At 71.4% G+C, this 16,535-nt stretch carries 20 protein-coding genes and 1 riboswitch; of the genes, 10 read left to right on the top strand and 10 right to left on the bottom strand.

Annotation, left to right across the window (positions count from 1 at the left end):
- Position 1: 1 nt before the first annotated feature.
- Positions 2-1,570 (bottom strand): DUF885 domain-containing protein, encoded by a 1,569-nt coding sequence (locus ACFYYW_RS35925; protein ID WP_387655620.1) that lies wholly within the window; start codon positions 1,568-1,570, stop codon positions 2-4.
- A 23-nt stretch (positions 1,571-1,593) separates the two neighbouring features.
- Here ACFYYW_RS35925 and ACFYYW_RS35920 point away from each other — a divergent pair, with 23 nt between their 5' ends.
- The gene (locus tag ACFYYW_RS35920; protein ID WP_352323339.1) at positions 1,594-2,811 is read left to right on the top strand and encodes a DUF4032 domain-containing protein; all 1,218 of its coding nucleotides are present in this window, start codon (positions 1,594-1,596) and stop codon (positions 2,809-2,811) included.
- Here ACFYYW_RS35920 and ACFYYW_RS35915 read toward each other — a convergent pair.
- A complete protein-coding gene (locus tag ACFYYW_RS35915; RefSeq protein WP_387655617.1) occupies positions 2,805-3,407 on the bottom strand; it encodes an NAD(P)-dependent oxidoreductase in 603 nt (200 codons plus the stop codon). The genes ACFYYW_RS35920 and ACFYYW_RS35915 overlap by 7 nt on opposite strands.
- Before the next feature lie 54 nt (positions 3,408-3,461).
- Here ACFYYW_RS35915 and ACFYYW_RS35910 point away from each other — a divergent pair, with 54 nt between their 5' ends.
- The 5 genes from ACFYYW_RS35910 (at position 3,462) to ACFYYW_RS35890 (ending at position 5,957) form a co-directional block, all read left to right on the top strand.
- The gene (locus ACFYYW_RS35910) at positions 3,462-3,812 is read left to right on the top strand and encodes a helix-turn-helix domain-containing protein (RefSeq protein ID WP_357978540.1); all 351 of its coding nucleotides are present in this window, start codon (positions 3,462-3,464) and stop codon (positions 3,810-3,812) included.
- Positions 3,813-3,949: 137 nt separating this feature from the next.
- The gene (locus tag ACFYYW_RS35905; RefSeq protein ID WP_352323336.1) at positions 3,950-4,324 is read left to right on the top strand and encodes a roadblock/LC7 domain-containing protein; all 375 of its coding nucleotides are present in this window, start codon (positions 3,950-3,952) and stop codon (positions 4,322-4,324) included.
- A gap of 3 nt (positions 4,325-4,327) precedes the next feature.
- Positions 4,328-5,155, top strand: a complete 828-nt coding sequence (locus ACFYYW_RS35900; RefSeq protein ID WP_387655613.1) for a DUF4388 domain-containing protein — start codon at positions 4,328-4,330, stop codon at positions 5,153-5,155.
- Between the two features lie 32 nt (positions 5,156-5,187).
- The gene (locus ACFYYW_RS35895; RefSeq protein ID WP_352323334.1) at positions 5,188-5,559 is read left to right on the top strand and encodes a roadblock/LC7 domain-containing protein; all 372 of its coding nucleotides are present in this window, start codon (positions 5,188-5,190) and stop codon (positions 5,557-5,559) included.
- Positions 5,560-5,585: 26 nt separating this feature from the next.
- Positions 5,586-5,957 carry a hypothetical protein gene (locus tag ACFYYW_RS35890; protein ID WP_352323333.1) on the top strand — a complete coding sequence of 124 codons (372 nt, stop codon included), beginning with the start codon at positions 5,586-5,588 and terminating at the stop codon, positions 5,955-5,957.
- 78 nt (positions 5,958-6,035) lie between these two features.
- On the opposite strand, the gene ACFYYW_RS35885 is transcribed toward ACFYYW_RS35890, so the two are convergent.
- The 4 genes from ACFYYW_RS35885 to ACFYYW_RS35870 form a co-directional block, all read right to left on the bottom strand.
- Positions 6,036-6,911 (bottom strand): alpha/beta fold hydrolase, encoded by an 876-nt coding sequence (locus ACFYYW_RS35885; RefSeq protein WP_387655608.1) that lies wholly within the window; start codon positions 6,909-6,911, stop codon positions 6,036-6,038.
- A 54-nt stretch (positions 6,912-6,965) separates the two neighbouring features.
- Complete coding sequence (locus ACFYYW_RS35880; protein ID WP_387655606.1) at positions 6,966-7,673, bottom strand: hypothetical protein; 708 nt, start codon at positions 7,671-7,673, stop codon at positions 6,966-6,968.
- Positions 7,674-7,848: 175 nt separating this feature from the next.
- Positions 7,849-7,983, bottom strand: a riboswitch (cyclic di-AMP (ydaO/yuaA leader).
- Between the two features lie 165 nt (positions 7,984-8,148).
- Positions 8,149-8,349, bottom strand: a complete 201-nt coding sequence (locus ACFYYW_RS35875) for a DUF5302 domain-containing protein (RefSeq protein ID WP_387655603.1) — start codon at positions 8,347-8,349, stop codon at positions 8,149-8,151.
- A gap of 47 nt (positions 8,350-8,396) precedes the next feature.
- A complete protein-coding gene (locus tag ACFYYW_RS35870; RefSeq protein WP_387655600.1) occupies positions 8,397-9,851 on the bottom strand; it encodes an MDR family MFS transporter in 1,455 nt (484 codons plus the stop codon).
- Positions 9,852-9,907: 56 nt separating this feature from the next.
- Here ACFYYW_RS35870 and ACFYYW_RS35865 point away from each other — a divergent pair, with 56 nt between their 5' ends.
- The 4 genes from ACFYYW_RS35865 (at position 9,908) to ACFYYW_RS35850 (ending at position 12,642) form a co-directional block, all read left to right on the top strand.
- Positions 9,908-10,405, top strand: a complete 498-nt coding sequence (locus ACFYYW_RS35865; RefSeq protein ID WP_387655598.1) for a helix-turn-helix transcriptional regulator — start codon at positions 9,908-9,910, stop codon at positions 10,403-10,405.
- Positions 10,406-10,489: 84 nt separating this feature from the next.
- On the top strand, positions 10,490-11,521 hold the full coding sequence (locus tag ACFYYW_RS35860; protein WP_387655595.1) for a rod shape-determining protein: 1,032 nt from the start codon (positions 10,490-10,492) through the stop codon (positions 11,519-11,521).
- A complete protein-coding gene (locus tag ACFYYW_RS35855; protein WP_387655592.1) occupies positions 11,518-12,087 on the top strand; it encodes a DUF421 domain-containing protein in 570 nt (189 codons plus the stop codon). The genes ACFYYW_RS35860 and ACFYYW_RS35855 overlap by 4 nt, the downstream gene beginning before the upstream one ends.
- A 90-nt stretch (positions 12,088-12,177) precedes the next feature.
- Positions 12,178-12,642, top strand: a complete 465-nt coding sequence (locus ACFYYW_RS35850; protein ID WP_387655590.1) for a hypothetical protein — start codon at positions 12,178-12,180, stop codon at positions 12,640-12,642.
- A 75-nt stretch (positions 12,643-12,717) separates the two neighbouring features.
- Here the strand turns inward: ACFYYW_RS35850 and ACFYYW_RS35845 are convergent, their stop codons facing one another.
- The 4 genes from ACFYYW_RS35845 to ACFYYW_RS35830 form a co-directional block, all read right to left on the bottom strand.
- A complete protein-coding gene (locus ACFYYW_RS35845) occupies positions 12,718-13,932 on the bottom strand; it encodes an ABC transporter permease (RefSeq protein ID WP_387655588.1) in 1,215 nt (404 codons plus the stop codon).
- Positions 13,932-14,699, bottom strand: a complete 768-nt coding sequence (locus tag ACFYYW_RS35840) for an ABC transporter ATP-binding protein (RefSeq protein WP_387655586.1) — start codon at positions 14,697-14,699, stop codon at positions 13,932-13,934. The genes ACFYYW_RS35845 and ACFYYW_RS35840 overlap by 1 nt, the downstream gene beginning before the upstream one ends.
- A 107-nt stretch (positions 14,700-14,806) precedes the next feature.
- A complete protein-coding gene (locus ACFYYW_RS35835; protein ID WP_387655584.1) occupies positions 14,807-15,937 on the bottom strand; it encodes an efflux RND transporter periplasmic adaptor subunit in 1,131 nt (376 codons plus the stop codon).
- Positions 15,937-16,458 carry a hypothetical protein gene (locus ACFYYW_RS35830; protein ID WP_387655581.1) on the bottom strand — a complete coding sequence of 174 codons (522 nt, stop codon included), beginning with the start codon at positions 16,456-16,458 and terminating at the stop codon, positions 15,937-15,939. Before ACFYYW_RS35830 ends, ACFYYW_RS35835 begins: the two co-directional genes overlap by 1 nt.
- Positions 16,459-16,535: the final 77 nt, after the last annotated feature.

Genomic DNA, 16,535 nt, shown 5'->3' with positions numbered 1-16,535 from the left:
GTCAGGCCAGCGCGGCCTGTTCGGCCAGGCCCAGCGGCAGGCCGCCGGAGCCGGCGATCCGGTCGTGGAACTCCCGCAGCGACCCGGTGAACGACTCCCGGATGCGGTCGATCTCGATGGCCCCCGTCAGGTACGACGGCGCCTGCGTCGGCCAGGCGCAGTAGCGGTTCACCTCGCCCCGGGCGGTGCCGGGCGACAGCGACGCCTTGGTGGCCATGAACGTCTCGGCCTCCTCGATCGACATGTCCTCGCAGTGCAGCGCGGTGTCCACGATGATCCGGGCGGCGCGGAAGAGGCGGAAGTCCAGGTGGGCCAGCTCGGTGGCGGGGGTGTCGAAGTAGCCCTGCTCGTGCAGCACCTTCTCGACGTACAGGGCCCAGCCCTCGGTGAAGTACGGCGTCCTGAAGACCTTGCGGACCGTACGCGGGTTGTCCGCCATGTACGACAGGTGCCAGTGGTGCCCGGGGTAGGCCTCGTGCACCGCGATCGAGGGCATCTGGGCGCGCGCGTTGGTGCGCAGGCGCTGGCGCACCTGCTCCTCGGTGAAGTCGTCGGGGGTGTAGGGGACGAAGAAGATGCCCGTGCGCGAGCTGCTGAGCGGCGGCGGGGCCAGGTAGTGGGCGACGTACAGCACCGGGCGGGCGTACTCGGCCGAGGGCAGGACCTCGCACTCCTCCCCCTCGGGGAAGGTGACCAGCCCGCGCTCGCGGACGAACTCGCGGGCCCGCCGGGTCTCGGCCTCGTACTCGGCCCGCATGTCGGCCAGGGTCGGCGGGTGGTCGTCCATGAGGGACTCCATGGCGGCCCGCCAGTCCTCGGCGCCGGTCATGCCGAGGGCGACCCGGCGCATCCGGGCGTCCAGGTCGGCCCAGGCGGCCCTGCCCTTCTGGTGCAGCTCGGCGGCGCCGTACGTGAGCATCTCGCGCTCGCGCAGCAGGGTGGAGTAGAGCTTCTCCCCCATCCGCCAGGTGCCGCCGCACCGGAAGTTTTCGAGGAAGGACACCAGCGCGTCGAACGCGTCGGCGGCGGGTCCGGCGGCCTCGGCGAGCCGGGCGCGCAGCGTCTCGTCGCCGACCATCGCGGGGAGCGTGCGGGTGAGGAAGTTGCGGCCCGTACGGGCCTGGTTGAGCCCGCGCGTGACCAGCAGCGGCGCGGCGAGGTCGGGGTCGAGGTTGGCCTGGCAGGCGGCCAGCACGCCGGGCACCTCGGCCAGGCGGGAGATCGCGGCGGCGACCAGTTCGGCCTCCGGCTTGAGCCGCTGCTGGAAGGCGTTGAACAGCGACCCGAAGACGGCCGAGAGGTACAGGCCCGGGTTGCGCCGCCACTCGGGCCAGGATTCGAGCGCGACCGAGCCCCTCAGCTGGGACATGACCAGGTCTCTGTCGATGGCGTCGTCGAGCGAGTCGGCCGGGGCGTCGGAGAGGCGGTCGATCCAGCGGATCTCTTCCCGGGCTCTGTTCTCCCAGGCGGCGGCGGTGAAATCGCCGAGGGTGTGGTCGTAGCCGTCGGCTCCCAATTGGCTGGCGACGACGGGACGGTCGGAAAAGTACCAGTTGAGAAACTCGTCCACCTACGCACCATATCCTGACGTTCATGCCCCTGCAGATCACTGGCGCGCTAGGCGACCCCGACCTCATCCGGCTCCCCTGGGACGTCCCGCTGGCCGACTGGCCCAAGCATCATCTGGTCGATCTGCCGCGCGGCATCTCCCGCCACGTCGTGCGGTTCGCCCGGCTGTCCGGCAAGGTCTACGCGATCAAGGAGATCAGCGAGCGGTACGCCAGACGCGAGTACCAGCTCCTGTGGGACCTGGCCCGGCTGGACGCCCCGGCCGTCGAGCCCGTGGCGTACGTGACCGGCCGCGACGAGGGCCTGGACGCCGCGCTGATCACCCGGCACCTGCAGTTCTCGCTCCCCTACCGCGCCGTGATGTCCGGCACCCTGCGCCCCGACACGCTGACCCGCCTGCTCGACGCGCTCGCCGTGCTGCTGGTGCGCCTGCACCTGAACGGCTTCTACTGGGGCGACTGCTCGCTGTCCAACACGCTCTTCCGCCGGGACGCCGGCGCCTTCGCGGCCTACCTGGTGGACGCCGAGACCGGCGAGATGCACCCGATGATCAGCGAGGGCCAGCGGCTGACCGACATCGACGTCGCCCACACCAACATCTTCGGCGAGATGCTCGACCTGGAGGCCGGCGGGCTGCTGCACCCGTCGATCGACCCCATGGAGACCGCCGAGGACATCGTCACCCGCTACCACCGCCTGTGGGCCGAGATCACCGACAGCGAGATCATCGACGAGGTCGACTGGCACCGCGTGGAGCAGCGCATCCGCCGCCTGAACCTGCTCGGCTTCGACGTCGCCGAGATGATGGTGCGGCGCAAGGTCGGCACCGGCCGCCTGATCGTCCGGCCGAAGGTGGTGGACGCGGGCCACCACCAGCGCCGGCTGATCAGGCTGACCGGGCTCGACGTGGAGGAGAACCAGGCGCGGCGGCTGCTCAACGACCTGGACGGCTACCGGGTCGCCAAGGGCCTGCGCCACGAGGACGAGGCCATCGTCGCCCACCGCTGGCTCGCCGAGGTGTTCCATCCGACGGTCGACGACATCCCCGCCGGGCTGCGCGGCAAGCTGGAGCCCGCGCAGCTCTTCCACGAGATACTCGACCACCGCTGGTACCTGTCGGAGGCGGCGGGCGGCGACGTCGGGCTGGCCACGGCGGTGAAGTCGTACGTGGACAACGTGCTGGTGCACAAGCCCGACGAGAAGGCGCTGCTGCCCGACGACCCGGACGAGGACGATCAGTAGGCGACCGTGATGCGGGTGCGCGGGTGGGCGTGCTCCTCCAGCTCGTCGGCGATCGCCACCGCGTAGTCCTCGGCGGTGATGAAGCTGCGGCCGTCGGCGTCGCTGAGCAGGTCGTCGCGGCCGATCCGGTAGACGCCGGTGCGCTCGCCGGGCGCGATCTCGGCGGCCGGTGAGACGTAGGTCCAGTCGAGGTCGGTCACCTCCCGGTAGAGCCCGAGCGCGGCCCGCGCGGCCTTGGCCTCCTTCTTGTAGATCTCCGGGAAGCCGGGCGTGTCGACCAGGTCGACGTCCGGCCCGGCCTTGAGGCTGCCCGCGCCGCCCACGACCAGCACCCGGCTCACCCCGGCGGCGCGCAGGCCGTCGATGAGGGCGCGGTTGGCGGCCAGGAACGGCGGCTCGGGCTCGGTGCCGTCACGCGGCGGGGCGATGGCGCAGACGACGGCGTCGTAGCCCTTGGCGAGCGTGGCGGCGTCGTGGACGTCGCCCTTGACGGGACCGCGGCGGCTGACACCGGTGACGTCGTGGCCGCGGCCGGTGAGTTCGGTGACGATGCGCTGGCCGATCATTCCGGTCGCGCCGAACACGAGGATCTTCATGAGAAGCACAGTATCCAATAGATACTGGTTACTTCATCGTGCTATAAGTACCTTATGGATACCGGTGACGCCTTCGACCCGAACTGCCCGACCCGGCTGGTCCTCGACCGGATCGGCGACAAGTGGTCGGTGCTGGTGCTGCTCAGCCTCAGCGACGGGCCGATGCGCTTCACCGTGCTCCGCGGGCGGATCGGCGGCGTGACGCCGAAGGTGCTCACCCAGACGCTGCGGGCCATGGAGCTGGACGGGCTGATCACCCGCGAGGTCTTCGCCGAGGTGCCACCGCGGGTGGAGTACGCGCTGACCGACCTCGGCCGCTCGCTGCACGCGCCGATCTCGGTGGTCGCGCGGTGGGCCGAGGAGAACGTGCACGAAATCCTCCGCCATCGTGAAAAAATCTCGTGAATTGATCATATTTCCGCACGAGTGATGCTTTTCTTCGTCCTGGCCGTATAAAAACGTATCTCTCGGTTAATCGCGTACCTTCTGGTCTCTTGTGGCCCCCTACGCTTTCCCCGTCCCACGACGGAGGGAGGCTCGCGGTGCTGGGAGTGGACACCTGCCTGGCTGAGGTCATGTCGATACCGGGCGCGCTCGACGCCATGCTGGTCGACGGCACGAGCGGCATGGCGGTCGCCTTCAGCAGCGCGTCCGGCGTGGACGCCGACAGGTCCGCCGCGGCGCTGACCGAGGCGTTGCGCGCCACCACCGACGGGCTGACCAGGACGTGCCCCGGCGAGATCGTGCGCATCGACGACATGATCGTCACCACCGACCGGGGACACCACCTGCTCCGGCTGCTGGAGACGGTCTTCGAGGGGCCGCTGGTCATCTACGTCCGCCTCGACCCGGAACGGTCGAACCTGGCCCTGGCCCGTTACCGCCTGCGGGCCATCTCCGACCTGCTGACCGCCTGAGCCATGGCCGCGCTCGACTCACTCCTGGCCGGACTCGCCCGCGAACGCGCGACGGGTGCGCTCCGCCTGGGCCGCAACGGCACGATCTACCTGTCGGACGGGCGCGTGACGTACATGGAGTGCGCCCAGACGCCGGGCGTCGAGCGGCTGTTCGCGGCCAGGGGGCGGGTGCCGGAGCCGGCGCTGCGCGCCCTGCAGGCCGACGGCGGCCGCGCCCGGCTGCTCCGGGAGGGCCCGGTCACCCTGGCCGAGCTCCAGTACGCCGTGCTCGGCGTGGTCCACGACGCCGCCTTCTTCCTGCTGCCGGTGACCGGCGTGCGGCCGAAGTTCCGGCCCGGGGAGGAGCACTGGCTGGGCGGGCAGTGGTTCTTCGACGTCCAGGAGCTGGTGCGGGAGTCCGCCCGCCGCCGCGAGCAGCTGGCCGGCATCTGGCCCTCGCCGGAGGTGGACAGCCAGCCCGTGCGGCCGGTCCCGCGCCTGCCCGGGCACGGGGTGGCGCTCAGCCAGGTGCAGTGGGAGGTCGTCGTACGGGCCGACCACAAGGCGACCCCGCTGGAGCTGGCCCGGCAGCTGGGCCGGTCGGGCTACTCGGTGCTGCTGGCCGTCAGGAGGCTGGCCGCCGCCGGCCTCCTCGTCCCGCCCGATCCGGTACGGCCCGCGCAACGCCGTACGGACGACGGGGAGGCGCTGCCCAAGCGGGTGCCGGCCCCGGTGGCCGTTCCCGCCGGCGACGGGCGCGCCGGGCCGGGCTCGGGGCCGGTGCCGACGGCTGATCCGGCCGATCTGACGCTGCTGCTGCGGCTGAAGAAGGCCCTGGAGGAGATGCCGTGAGGTTCCCCTCACGACGCAGGAGGAGGCCACCCGTGGAGCTACGGCAAGAGGTCCTGGCCGAGATGGAGCTCCTGCGCGGCCGCACGCCGGACGTCACCGGCAGCGTCGCGTGCACCGTCGACGGCCTGCGGATCGCCTGCGACCTGCAAGGAGACACCGGCGAGCAGGTGGCGGCGCTGTCGGCGGCGCTGCTCGCGATGAGCGGCCGGATGCTGACCATGGCGGGCCGCGGGACGTTCGAGGAGACCCTCGTGTCCGGCACCGCAGGGTTCGTGGCCTTCTACGCCGCGGGCCCCACGATCGTCCTCACGGTTCTGGCGGGACCCGGCGCCAACGTCGGGCTCCTCCGGCTGGAGGGCAGGAAGACGGCGGCCTCCGTGGCCGCCGTGGCACGCAAACACTGACCATCCCCACCGAAGCGGAGGAAAGCATGGCAGGCATGGACGTCTCCCTCAAAGAGATGATGAGCATCGACGGCTCGATCGGAGCGGCGATCGTCGACCACGGCAGCGGCATGGCGCTCGGCACGCTCGGCGGCTCGAAGGAGCTGGACCTGCAGGTCGCGGCGGCGGGCAACACCGAGGTCATCAAGGCCAAGCTGCGCACGATGGACTCGCTGGGCCTCAAGGACGGCATCGAGGACATCCTGATCACGCTGACCGCCCAGTACCACATCATCCGCCCGCTGACCGGCCGCAGCGGCAAGGGCCTGTTCCTCTACCTCGCCCTCGACCGCAACCGGGCCAACCTGGCCCTGGCCCGGCACATGCTCAAGGTCATCGAAGAGAAGCTGGAGCTCTGACGGCCCGCGCGACAAAGGCTCCGCGGCGGGCCGTGGGGCGGGCCGTGGGGCGGGCCGTGGGGCGGGCCGTGCGGCGGGTCACGCGGCGGGCTCCGGCCGGGCGGGCGTCGCGGAGCCGGTGTGGGCGGTGATCTCGGCGATGATCGCGGACCAGAGGGGGCGCGGCAGGTCGTGGCCCATGCCGGGGTAGGTGACCAGGCGGGCGCCCGGGATGGCGGCGGCCGTGGCCCGCCCGCCGGCGAGCGGCACGAGCTGATCGTCCTCGCCGTGGATGACCAGCGCGGGCACCTTCAGCCCGCCCAGCGCGGACGTGCGGTCGCCCGAGGCCATGATGGCGGCGAGCTGGCGGGCGGTGCCGGCCGGGTCGTGGCAGCGGTCGAAGGCGAGCCCGGCCAGCCTGGTGACGCGTTCGCGGTCCAGCTCCCAGCCGGGGGACCCGAGCACGGCCCAGGTGGTCAGCGCGCCGGCGACGACCCCCTCGCGGTCGGTCGCGGGCTTGGCGAGGAGCACCGCGGCGGCCGCCTCGGTCGGCGGGGCCGCCTGCGGGCTGGGCGTGGACATGATCGAGGTCAGGCTCAGCACGCGGGCGGGGTGCCGGATGGCCAGCGCCTGGGCGATCATCCCGCCCATCGAGGCGCCGACGACGTGCGCGGCGGGCAGGCCCAGGACGTCCATGAGCCCGGCGCTGTCGTCGGCCAGGTCGTCCAGCACGTACGGCGAGGGCGCACCCCATGCGGGCACGCCCTCGTCGTGGAGGTGGGTGGACAGGCCCGCGTCGCGGTTGTCGAACCTGATGACGTGGTGGCCCTGCTCGGCCAGGAGTTCGCAGAACTCGTCGTCCCAGTGGATGAGCTGGGCGCCGAGTCCCATGATGAGCAGCAGGGGCCTGCCTTCCGGGGAGCCGAAGCTCTCGTAGGCGATCTCGATGCCGTTGGCGGCTGCACGCTGGATCACAGCGACCAGAATGTCATTCTGGTCGTGGGGCGTAAAGAGCGGTCTGCCCCGAGATCAGTCGTTGAGGAGCTTGCGCAGACGCTCGCCGCCGAGCACCACGCCGCCGCCGGCCAGCACGAGCACGCCGGCCATCACGGTGCCGCCCATCGCGACGGTCTTCCCGACCTGGCCGCCGGCGGAACCGGCCGCGTCGTCGGCGGGCTTTTCGGCCAGCACCTTGGGGGGCTCGGCCGGGTTGTCGTCGAACCGGCCCCATGCGCCGGTGGAGAAGGCCACGGGGTAGTTCTTCTTGCCCTTGCCGTCGCCCCACTTGGTGATGACGTAGTCGATCTTGATGTGGCCCTGGCCGCCGTTGCCGTCCACGCCGAGCGTGTCGGGGTTGAAGGTGCCGCCGGTCAGCTCGGCGAAGGTCTTGGCGTCGAGGTCGAGCATGACGCCGCGGCTGGAGGGCTCGCCGGGGCCGCGGTCGCCCACGAAGAACGGCATCTTCTTGCCGTTGTAGGTCACGTAACCCTCGGTCATGAGGGGCCAGCTGGGGCTGGCGGCCAGGCCCTTCTGCATGGGCTTGCCGCTGGCGGGCAGGCCGGTGTCGCCGGCGCGGCCGGAGGAGTCGTCCCAGAAGTACGAGGCCTTCGTGGAACCCTTGAGCAGGATCTTCTGGTCGTCGCCGGTGTCGGCGTGGGCGCCGGTGGCGGAGATCGTCAGCGCGCCCATGGCGGACACGGACAGCAGAGCGAGAGAGCGCAGGCCAAATCGAGACATGAAGCAGTGAAGTCCTTCGCGAGGGGACAGGGGGAACGCGCGTGACTACGGTGCGTAACCGGGCAGAGCGCCGAAAAGGTGGTTACGCGGCGCGTGGGGGAAGTCAGGGAAGAGACCGCTCAGCAGGCGGTCGTCACTACACTGTCCGGGGGTACGACGAGGTGGTACATGCGTGAAGTCCTCTCCATCTCGCCTACCGGGTTAGCTGACGGGTTCGGGCGTGGAGATGCCCTACCGGCACATGGCCGGACTCACCCCAATGAGATGGGTCCCCGGTTCCCGACAGGTCGGGATTCGGCGCCAGCTGTCGTCCCTCTCCTGGTAGGGACTACGCCACCAGCTGGTAATTGGTTAAGACCGTACCCAGAGATTCGGACAAATACAAACGAATCGTCATGAACCGGGTAAAGATCTACCTATCATGGCAAAGAGAAAGGGGGCACGGCATGCCGTACCCCCTGCTAAATCGGGCCTTTCAGCCGCCGCTCTTGCGCCTGAAGGATCTTTTACTCGCTGCCGGACCGTGCGCCCCGTGGATCTTCGACGGGTCCACGCCCCTGCCACCCGCGGCCGACTCGGCCTGCTGCCCGCGCTTGCGTTCCAACGCCTCGCGGAACTTGCGCTTCATCTCGTCCTCGGGAGTCTCGCTGACTTCCGGCTCCGGTGTTTCCGCCATGAGGACCTCCTGGTTCTGGGGACATCCACAGCTTCGCACGACGTCGCTTACGACGCGAAACCGGCCTCCACTCTGCTTTCCGCGGCGGGCGCCTGCTCCAGCCGCCTGCCGGGCATCATGACCAGCGCGACCAGGGCGATCACCGCGCCCGCCACGCCCAGCGACGGGATGACCACGGCCGCCGCCGAGGCGTGCGCGGCCGCGAGCCCGTGGACGGGCGCGTCCGTGGTGATGACCGACGTGTACGCGGTGCCGGCCAGCGCCAGCGCCACCGAGCCGCCGATCTGCCGGAAGAAGGTGAGGTTGGCCGAGGCCGTGCCGATGTACCGCGGCGGGACGGCCTGCTGCACGGCCACGGTCAGCCCCGACAACATCGGCCCCATGCCGAGCCCGAGCAGCGCCATCCACCCGGCCAGCAGCAGGCCGTCGGTGCGCACGGTGAGGTTCAGGCACAGCAGGCTGCCGGCTGCCAGCAGGAACGGCGCCCCGACCAGCCACGGCTTGTACGTGCGCGTCCTGGACATCAGCGTGCCCATGAGCGCGCTGCCCGCCACCATGGCCAGCGTCATCGGGTAGATCCTCAGCCCGGACTCGGTGGCGCTGACGCCCAGCGCCTGCTGGAAGTAGCGGGGCAGGAACACCACGCCGGCGTACATGCAGAAGGCGGTGAAGAAGGAGGTCGCGTTGACCAGCGTGTACGTACGGTCCCGGAACAGGTGCATCGGCATGACCGGGTTCGCCACCCGCAACTCGACCAGCACGAACGCGGCCAGCAGCACCAGCGCCAGCAGGATCGGCCCGGCCACGGACGGGGACGTCCAGGAGTTGCCGTCCAGGCCCTTCTCGGTCAGGCCGAGCAGCAGGGCGCTGATGGCCACGCTGAACACCGCGATGCCCGCGTAGTCCGGCCGGCCCCCGCCGCCGGTGCCCGCACGGAACGGCAGCCGCAGCACCACGATCGCGATCAGCACGATCCCGAGCGGCACGTTCACGTAGAAGGCCCACCGCCAGCTCGCGTGGTCGGTGAACAACCCGCCCAGGAAGGGCCCGGCCAGGTACGTCAAGGCCATCACGCCGCCGAGCGCGCCCTGCACGCGGGCGCCGTTGCGTCCGGGCGGGAACATCTCCATCACCAGGGCCAGCGACAGCGGCAACAACGCGCCCGCGCCCAGCCCCTGCACGGCGCGGAAGGCGATGAGCTGGGTCATGTCCTGGGCGAGCCCGCACAACGCCGATCCGACGACGAACACCGACATCCCGACGAGCAGCAGCGGCTTCCTGCCGTGCTGGTCGGAGAGCCGGCCGTACAGCGGCACGGTCACCGTGGAGGTGAGCAGATAGGCCGTGACCACCCAGGTGTAGAGCCGGGTGCCGCCCAGTTCGCCGGTGATGCGGGGCAGCGCGGTGCCGACGATCGTCTGGTCGAGCATCGCCAGGAACATCCCGCCGAGCACCGCCAGCAACACCAGCCCGTTGCCCTTGGTCTTCATGTCATTAGTCACAGGTGAAGATTGATATGTAAGAGCTGACATGTCAAGCCTTCGGTATGCTGGCGGACATGTCCCTGCGGATCGCGCTCCTCGGCCTGCTCGCCACCAAAGGCCCGGCCAGCGGCTACGACCTGGCCAAGAAGTTCGAGCACTCGCTCAACCACGTCTGGCAGGCGGGGCACACGCAGATCTATCCGGAGCTGGTCAAGATGGCCGCCGACGGCCTGGTGACGGTCGAGCACGAGGGTGCCCGGGGCCGCAAGATCTACGCCATCACCCCCGAGGGCCGCACGCTGGTCACCGAGTGGCTGGTCGGCCACGACCCGTCGGCGACCGTGCGCAGCGAGACCGCCCTCCAGGCGTTCCTGCTGGCGCTGCTCGACGCCGAGCAGGCCGCCGCCGTGGTCGAGCGCATCAAGGGCCACTTCCAGGCCCGCCTCGCGGTGCTCGACTGCCAGCCCGAGGGCCTGTTCGGCAAGTACGCCCTCTCCCTGGGCCTGCACCAGGCGCGCTCCGGCATCCAGTGGGCCGACGAGACCCTGGCCGCCTTGCGGCGCGAAGGGTAAAACGGAACTCTGCGGTTCCTGGTGTTGCGTTGGAGAAGCGCCGGATATACACCCAGGCATGATGCTCAACCTCCCAGTACGGCGATGAGCCTCCTGGGTCGTGACCTGGCGATCGACCTCGGCGCGGCCGGCACGAGGATCTACGCCAAGGGCAGGGGCATCGTGCTGGACGAGCCGTCGGTCGTCCTGCGCGACCGGCGGACGGGCAAGGTCGTCGGCTTCGGCGCCGATGCCGTGACCGGCGCGATCGGCGCTGACGGCGTTGACGGCGCTGACGGCGTTGACGGCGCTGACGGCGTTGACGGCGAGACGTACTGGCCGATCAGCGACGGCCTGCCCCAGGACGGCGAGCTCGCCCGGCGCATGATCAGGCACTTCCTGCGCAAGGTGCACCGGCACCCCTTCCCCCGGCCGCGCCTGGTGATGGCCGTGCCGGACGAGTTCACGCCGATCGAGCGGGTGGCGCTGCGCGACGCCGGCTTCGAGGCGGAGGCCCGCGGGATCCTGCTGGTCAAGCACGCGATCGCCGCCGCGCTCGGCGCGGGCCTGCCGGTGCGCGACGGCAGCGGGCACATGGTCGTCGACATCGGCCGGGACGCCACCAGGGTCGCCGTGCTGTCCTGCGGGGCCGTGGTCGCCGCCGGAACCGTGCGCGGCGGCGGCAACGCCGTGACCCGCGCCGTCGCCCGCCTGGTCGAGGACGAGCACGGCCTGCTGGCCGACGAGCGGGAGGCCGAGGCGGCCAAGCTGCGCGCGACGCGGGAGCCGACCGGGAACGTGCTGATCCGCGGCAGGGACGCCGGCACCGGCGAGGAGCGCGCGGTGGCGCTGCCCGCGGCGCGCGTGCGCGAGGCGGCCGTCCAGCCGGTCGAGCACATCGTGCGGGCCGCCGAGCACACCATGGAACGCTGCCCTCCCGAGCTGACCGCCGACCTGGGCGAGCGCGGAATGGTGCTGGTCGGCGGCGGTGCGCTGCTGCCCGGCCTGCGCCGGCGGCTGCAGGAGGGGCTGTCCATGCCGGTGCGGCGCGCGGAGCGGCCCACCGACTCGGTGGCCCTGGGGCTCGGACGCTGCGTGGAGGACCTGGGGCTGATCGCCAAGCTGAGGCGCCGGTGAGCGACCTGTTCGACCTGGGGGTCTCCGTCGCCGACAAGACCGTCAGGACGATCGCCGTCTACGTGACGATCGCCGTGCTGCTCCGCATCGCCGGCAAACGCGGCATCGCGCAGCTCAACAACTTCGACTTCGTGGTCATGCTGCTGATGAGCAACGTCGTGCAGAACGCGATCATCGGCCCGGACAACTCGCTGGTCGGCGGCCTGGTGGGCGTGGTGATCCTGGTGGCCGTCAACTCGATCGTGGTGCGGCTGGCGGCCACCGTGCCCTCGGTCGGCAGGGTGTTCGAGGGCACGCCGGTCGTCCTGGCCCGCGACGGGCACTTCATCCCCTCCGCGCTGCGCCGGATGGGCGTGCGGCAGGCCGACCTCAACGTGATGCTGCAGCTCCGGGGGGCCGAGAGCGTCACCGACACCGACCTGGTACGCCTGGAGCCCGGCGGCTCGCTCCTGGTCCGCCTGCGCCCCGAGGAGGAGGACGCCGAACGCGGCGACCTGGAAGAGCTGTGCCGGCGCCTCGACCGCATCGAACGCAAGCTGGACGAGCTGAAATCCGGCCCCTCCTGAGAATGCGCGACCAGATGGCAATTTGATATCGGCCATTAATATTGCGTTAATCCCCCTGCGCGCGGAATTGATCTCCGATATCGTCCCAACGTGCGCCTGGCTGGTCGCTCGGTCATGATGTCCGCGGTGCTCGTGTGCGTCGCGGTCGCGGCAGCCTGTACCTCCGACCGCCAGTCCTCCTTCGAGGACGCGGCCAGGCAGCTCGCCGCCGACACCGACGCCCTGCTCACCAGCGGCCCTCTGCGCGTCTCGCCGGCCGACCGCTCCGACGAGACCGAGGACCGCTCGTGCGTGCCCGGCCAGGTGCGCCGGCTCGTCCGGGCCGAGGGCGAGGCCGCCGACGCTCCCGACGGCCTCCTGCACACCCTCCAGGACCTGGGCTACGACCAGATCGTCGAGGACCTCGACCTGCGTGACGAGACCCCGGTCGTCTCCGTCGTGCGCAACCCCCGGACGAACCTGACGTTCGAGCTCACCGTGCTCGACGGGCCGAACGTCAGGATCGTCGGCAGGACGACCTGCTACTCCCCCGCCCCCGGGTCCGCTCTGTCCTGACCCGCTCTGTCCTGATCCGCTCTGTCCTGATCCGCTCTGTCCTGATCCGCTCTGTCCTGACCCGGGGCGCCTGTCTCACGGCGCCGACAGCGCCTCCGTCGGCGACAGCCGGGAGGCGCGCACGGCCGGGTAGAGCCCCGCCACCGCGCCGATGAGCAGCGTGGCCGCCAGGCCCCCGACGGTCGCCCACGCGGGCACCACGGCGGGCCATCCGCGGGAGAAGGCGTAGGCGACGGTGACGCCGGCCCCCAGCAGGATCCCGCCCGCGCCGCCCAGCGCGGACAGCAGCAGCGACTCGGCGAGGAACTGGGTGCGGATCTGGCCCCGTGTCGCGCCGAGCGACCGGCGCAGGCCGATCTCCGCGCGGCGTTCCAGCACCGAGATGACCATCGTGTTGGCCACGCCGACGCCGCCCACGAGCAGCGCCACCGCCCCGACGCCGAGCAGCAGCCCGGCGAAGGCCTGGCTGGTCGCCTGTTTGGCGGCCAGCGCGTCGGACGGGCGGGAGACGTCCACCTCGCTGGACGCCTCGGGGTTGGCCGTGCCGGCCAGGACCGACCGCACGTCCTCCAGCCTCGCCTCCTGCGAGCGGGTGTAGAACGTGGTCGGATGCCCGTCGAAGTCCAGCCTGGACTCCGCGACCGGCCAGCCGACCAGGGCCGCGCTGTCCAGCTCCTCGGCCAGGGGCACCGGGTCGAGCAGCCCCACCACCGTGAACCGGATGCCGCCGATCACCACCTGCGTGTCGGGGGTGACGGTGCCGATGCCGAGCCGCTGGGCGGCGGCCGAGCCGAGCACGACGGCCGGGTAGCGTTCGGTGGCCGCGTTGAGCCAGGTGCCGCGGCGGACCGTCGCGCCCACGGTCGGCAGCAGGTCGAGGCGGGCGGCGATCGTGACCAGGCCGTTGGTCTGGGGCGCCGGGATCTCCTCGCTGCGGTAGACCTTGGCCTCGGGCACCTTGCCCGTGGACGAGACCGACTCCACCGGGCCGATGCGCTCGATCATCGCCTCGGCGTCCATCGGCATCTGGGCCGCCTCGCCCAGGAGCGTGGTGCCGGAGGAGACGGTGAGCAGGTTCGTGCCCAGCGCGGACAGCGTGCGGTCCAGCTCGGCGCTGGAGGAGGACGAGATGCCCACCACGCCGATCATCGCGGCGATGCCGATCGCGATGCCGAGCGCCGACAGGAACGCCCGCAGCGGGCGCGTGCGCAGGCCGACCGCGCCGACGCGCATCACGTCGCGCGGGCGCATCCTGGCCGGGGAGAGCCTGGGGCGCTCCAGGGTCGCCATCACGCCACCTCGGATTCGACGGGCTCGCGCACGCACCGGCCACCGCCCGCTGAACCGGAACCGGAACCGGAGCCCAAGTCCGCGCTGGAGTCGGAGGCCGAGTCGGAGGCCGAGTCGGAGACGATGCGGCCGTCTCGCATGCTCACCTGGCGGGGGAGGCCGGCGGCGATCTCGCGGTCGTGGGTGATGATCACGATGGTGGTGCCGCTCCCGTTCAGCTCGTGCAGCAGGTCCATCACGCCGGCGCCGGAGACGGAGTCCAGCGCGCCGGTGGGCTCGTCGGCCAGCAGCAGCGGCGGGTCGCCGGCCACCGCCCTGGCGATGGCCACGCGCTGCCGCTCGCCGCCGGACAGCTCGTGCGGCTCGTGGTCGACGCGGTGCCCGAGGCCGACGCGGCGCAGCGCCGTCGCTGCCCTGCGGCGGCGTTCGGCCGGCGGCAGGCCGGTGTAGATCAGGCCGTCGGCCACGTTGTCCAGGGCGGAGACCTTGGCGGCCAGGTGGAAGTGCTGGAAGACGAAGCCGATCGTGGTCGCGCGCAGGGCCGAGAGCTCGTTGTCCGACAGCGTCGAGACGTCGTAGCCGTCGATCTCGACGCGGCCCGCCGACGGGCGGTCGAGGGTGCCGACGATGTTGAGCATCGTGGACTTGCCCGAGCCCGACGGGCCGACGATGGCGACCAGCTCGCCGCGCCGGACCTCCAGCGACACCGCGTCCAACGCGGCCACCCCGCCGGGATAGGTCCGGGACACGCCGGCGAGCACGATCATGGCCCGCCCCTCCTCCGCCGGGCTTGTGGCGGGCGTGCCCGCAAGGCTCGGGGCGGAGGTGTCCGCAGGGGGCGAAATGTGGGTTTCGGGGTGGTTCGAGGTGGGGGTCATTTCGGGATTCCCACCGTCATGCCGTCGGTGAGGCCGTCGCCGGAGATCTCGACGCGCCCACCGGCGAACAACCCGGTCCGTACGGCGACATATCGCGACCGGCCACCCTCCACCACCTCCACCCCGAACCCGCCCTCCCGCAACGCGACCAGCGCCGACACCGGCACGGTCAGCACGCCCTTGCGCCGGTCGGCGGTGAACGTCACCTTCACCGCCGCCCGGTCCAGCCCCTTGGCCGCCTTGGCGTTCCCCAGCGAGACCTGCACCTCCAGGCGGGTCTCCGGGTCGGCGTTCTGCCCGTCACCGGGGTCGATGATCGTGGCCACCTCGGTGATCCGGCCGGTGACGTCCTTGCCGTCCGGCATCGTGACCGAGACCTTGGTGCCCTTCCTGGCCATCCGCTGGTCCTCGGCGGCCAGTTCGGCGGTGACGACCTTCTTCGTGCCCGTGTAGGTGAGGATCTTCTGGCCGGGGCCGGTGGGCTGGCCCTGCTCGGCCTCCAGGCTCTCCACCCGGACCTTGCCGGGGGCGAAGACGACCCGTCCCAGCTCCACCACGCCGGTCTCGTCGAGGCCGCGGTCCTCCTGCCACTCCCGCACCGCCTGGGCGGTGTCGTAGGTGTACTCGTCGTCCACGGTGAAGCCGTCGTAGCCGAGCTTGCGCAGGTTGCGCTCCAGGTTCTCGACGTCCTTGCCCTCGCTGCCGATCCGCAGGTCGCGGTAGGCGGGGGTGGTGCCGTACAGGAGCATGACCGGCTTGTTGTCCAGGCGGTACAGGGACCGGCCGCGGGTGATCCGGTCGCCGCTGTCCGGGAGCCAGGTGACGGTGCCGGCCTTCCTGGCCATGGCCGTGGTGACGGGGCCGTAGCCGAGCTCGCCGTCGGCGTCCCTGGTGTCGTTCAGCGTCTGGCGGGTGACCGGGGTGGTGGCCGGGGGCAGCGCGCCGGCCGACGCGGACGGGGTGGCGCCGCCGTCCAGCAGCCCGCCGGGATTGACCGCCAGGACCGCCGCCCCCGCGACGGCGGCCACCCCGACGAGGGCGAGGACCGCCCGCCCGCCGCGGCGGCGGCGGGCGCGCGGGGAAGGGGCGTCCGGCTCGGCCTTTCCGTCGATGGTGGCCGTGCCCATCAAGAGCCCCCCTGTCCCCCGCCGATGTTCATCCGGCACTTCTCCTGCGCGGCCTTGAAGTCGGGGTCCTCGCCGACCTCGGGCGTGATGCGCACCATGCCGCCCTCGGGGTCGGGGAACGCCTCCACGCCGTTGTCCCGCATGCACTGCGCCTGCTTGCGCATGTTCTCGGCCTGCTTGGGGTCGCCGCCCTTACCCAGGTTCATGCCCGCGGGCTGGAGCGCCTTGCAGGCGTCCATGGCCTTCTGGACCTTCTCCGGGCCGCCGGAGCTCTTGTCGAACTTCATCTGGATCCGGCCGTCCGGGCCGGGGTCGGCGATGTCCAGGCCCTGTTCGCGCAGGCAGGTGGTGTACTTCACGGCCTGCGCGTTGCGGTCGGCGGTGGCCGTGGCGCCGGCCGTCGGCTGGTTGCCGGTGCCGGTGCCGGTCACCGACGCCACGTCCGACCCGCCTTCCTGGGCGCCGCACGCCGTCAGGAACAGCGCGGCCGCGGCCAGCGCCATGAGGGATCGTCCTCGCATGAATGTTCTCCTCGCTCGAAAGCCGGTGGCCTTACGAGGGGAGATGCAATACGCGGACGTGTTTCTCCAGTGTTTCC

The organism is Nonomuraea sp. NPDC001831 (assembly GCF_042892035.1).
GTDB lineage: Bacteria > Actinomycetota > Actinomycetes > Streptosporangiales > Streptosporangiaceae > Nonomuraea.
Note: the sequence above shows the minus strand (reverse complement) of the source record. Positions and strands in the feature narration are given on the sequence as shown.

Bases quoted from the DNA above. Each gene is read 5' to 3' on its own strand.
- ACFYYW_RS35840 (WP_387655586.1), bottom strand. From the start codon at position 14,699: ATGATCGTGCTCGCCGGCGTGTCCCGGACCTATCCCGGCGGGGTGGCC.
- ACFYYW_RS35915 (WP_387655617.1), bottom strand. From the start codon at position 3,407: ATGAAGATCCTCGTGTTCGGCGCGACCGGAATGATCGGCCAGCGCATC.
- ACFYYW_RS35910 (WP_357978540.1), top strand. From the start codon at position 3,462: ATGGATACCGGTGACGCCTTCGACCCGAACTGCCCGACCCGGCTGGTC.
- ACFYYW_RS35875 (WP_387655603.1), bottom strand. From the start codon at position 8,349: ATGGCGGAAACACCGGAGCCGGAAGTCAGCGAGACTCCCGAGGACGAG.
- ACFYYW_RS35865 (WP_387655598.1), top strand. From the start codon at position 9,908: ATGTCCCTGCGGATCGCGCTCCTCGGCCTGCTCGCCACCAAAGGCCCG.
- ACFYYW_RS35900 (WP_387655613.1), top strand. From the start codon at position 4,328: ATGGCCGCGCTCGACTCACTCCTGGCCGGACTCGCCCGCGAACGCGCG.
- ACFYYW_RS35860 (WP_387655595.1), top strand. From the start codon at position 10,490: ATGAGCCTCCTGGGTCGTGACCTGGCGATCGACCTCGGCGCGGCCGGC.
- ACFYYW_RS35835 (WP_387655584.1), bottom strand. From the start codon at position 15,937: ATGGGCACGGCCACCATCGACGGAAAGGCCGAGCCGGACGCCCCTTCC.
- ACFYYW_RS35880 (WP_387655606.1), bottom strand. From the start codon at position 7,673: ATGTCTCGATTTGGCCTGCGCTCTCTCGCTCTGCTGTCCGTGTCCGCC.
- ACFYYW_RS35845 (WP_387655588.1), bottom strand. From the start codon at position 13,932: ATGGCGACCCTGGAGCGCCCCAGGCTCTCCCCGGCCAGGATGCGCCCG.
- ACFYYW_RS35830 (WP_387655581.1), bottom strand. From the start codon at position 16,458: ATGCGAGGACGATCCCTCATGGCGCTGGCCGCGGCCGCGCTGTTCCTG.
- ACFYYW_RS35920 (WP_352323339.1), top strand. From the start codon at position 1,594: ATGCCCCTGCAGATCACTGGCGCGCTAGGCGACCCCGACCTCATCCGG.
- ACFYYW_RS35890 (WP_352323333.1), top strand. From the start codon at position 5,586: ATGGCAGGCATGGACGTCTCCCTCAAAGAGATGATGAGCATCGACGGC.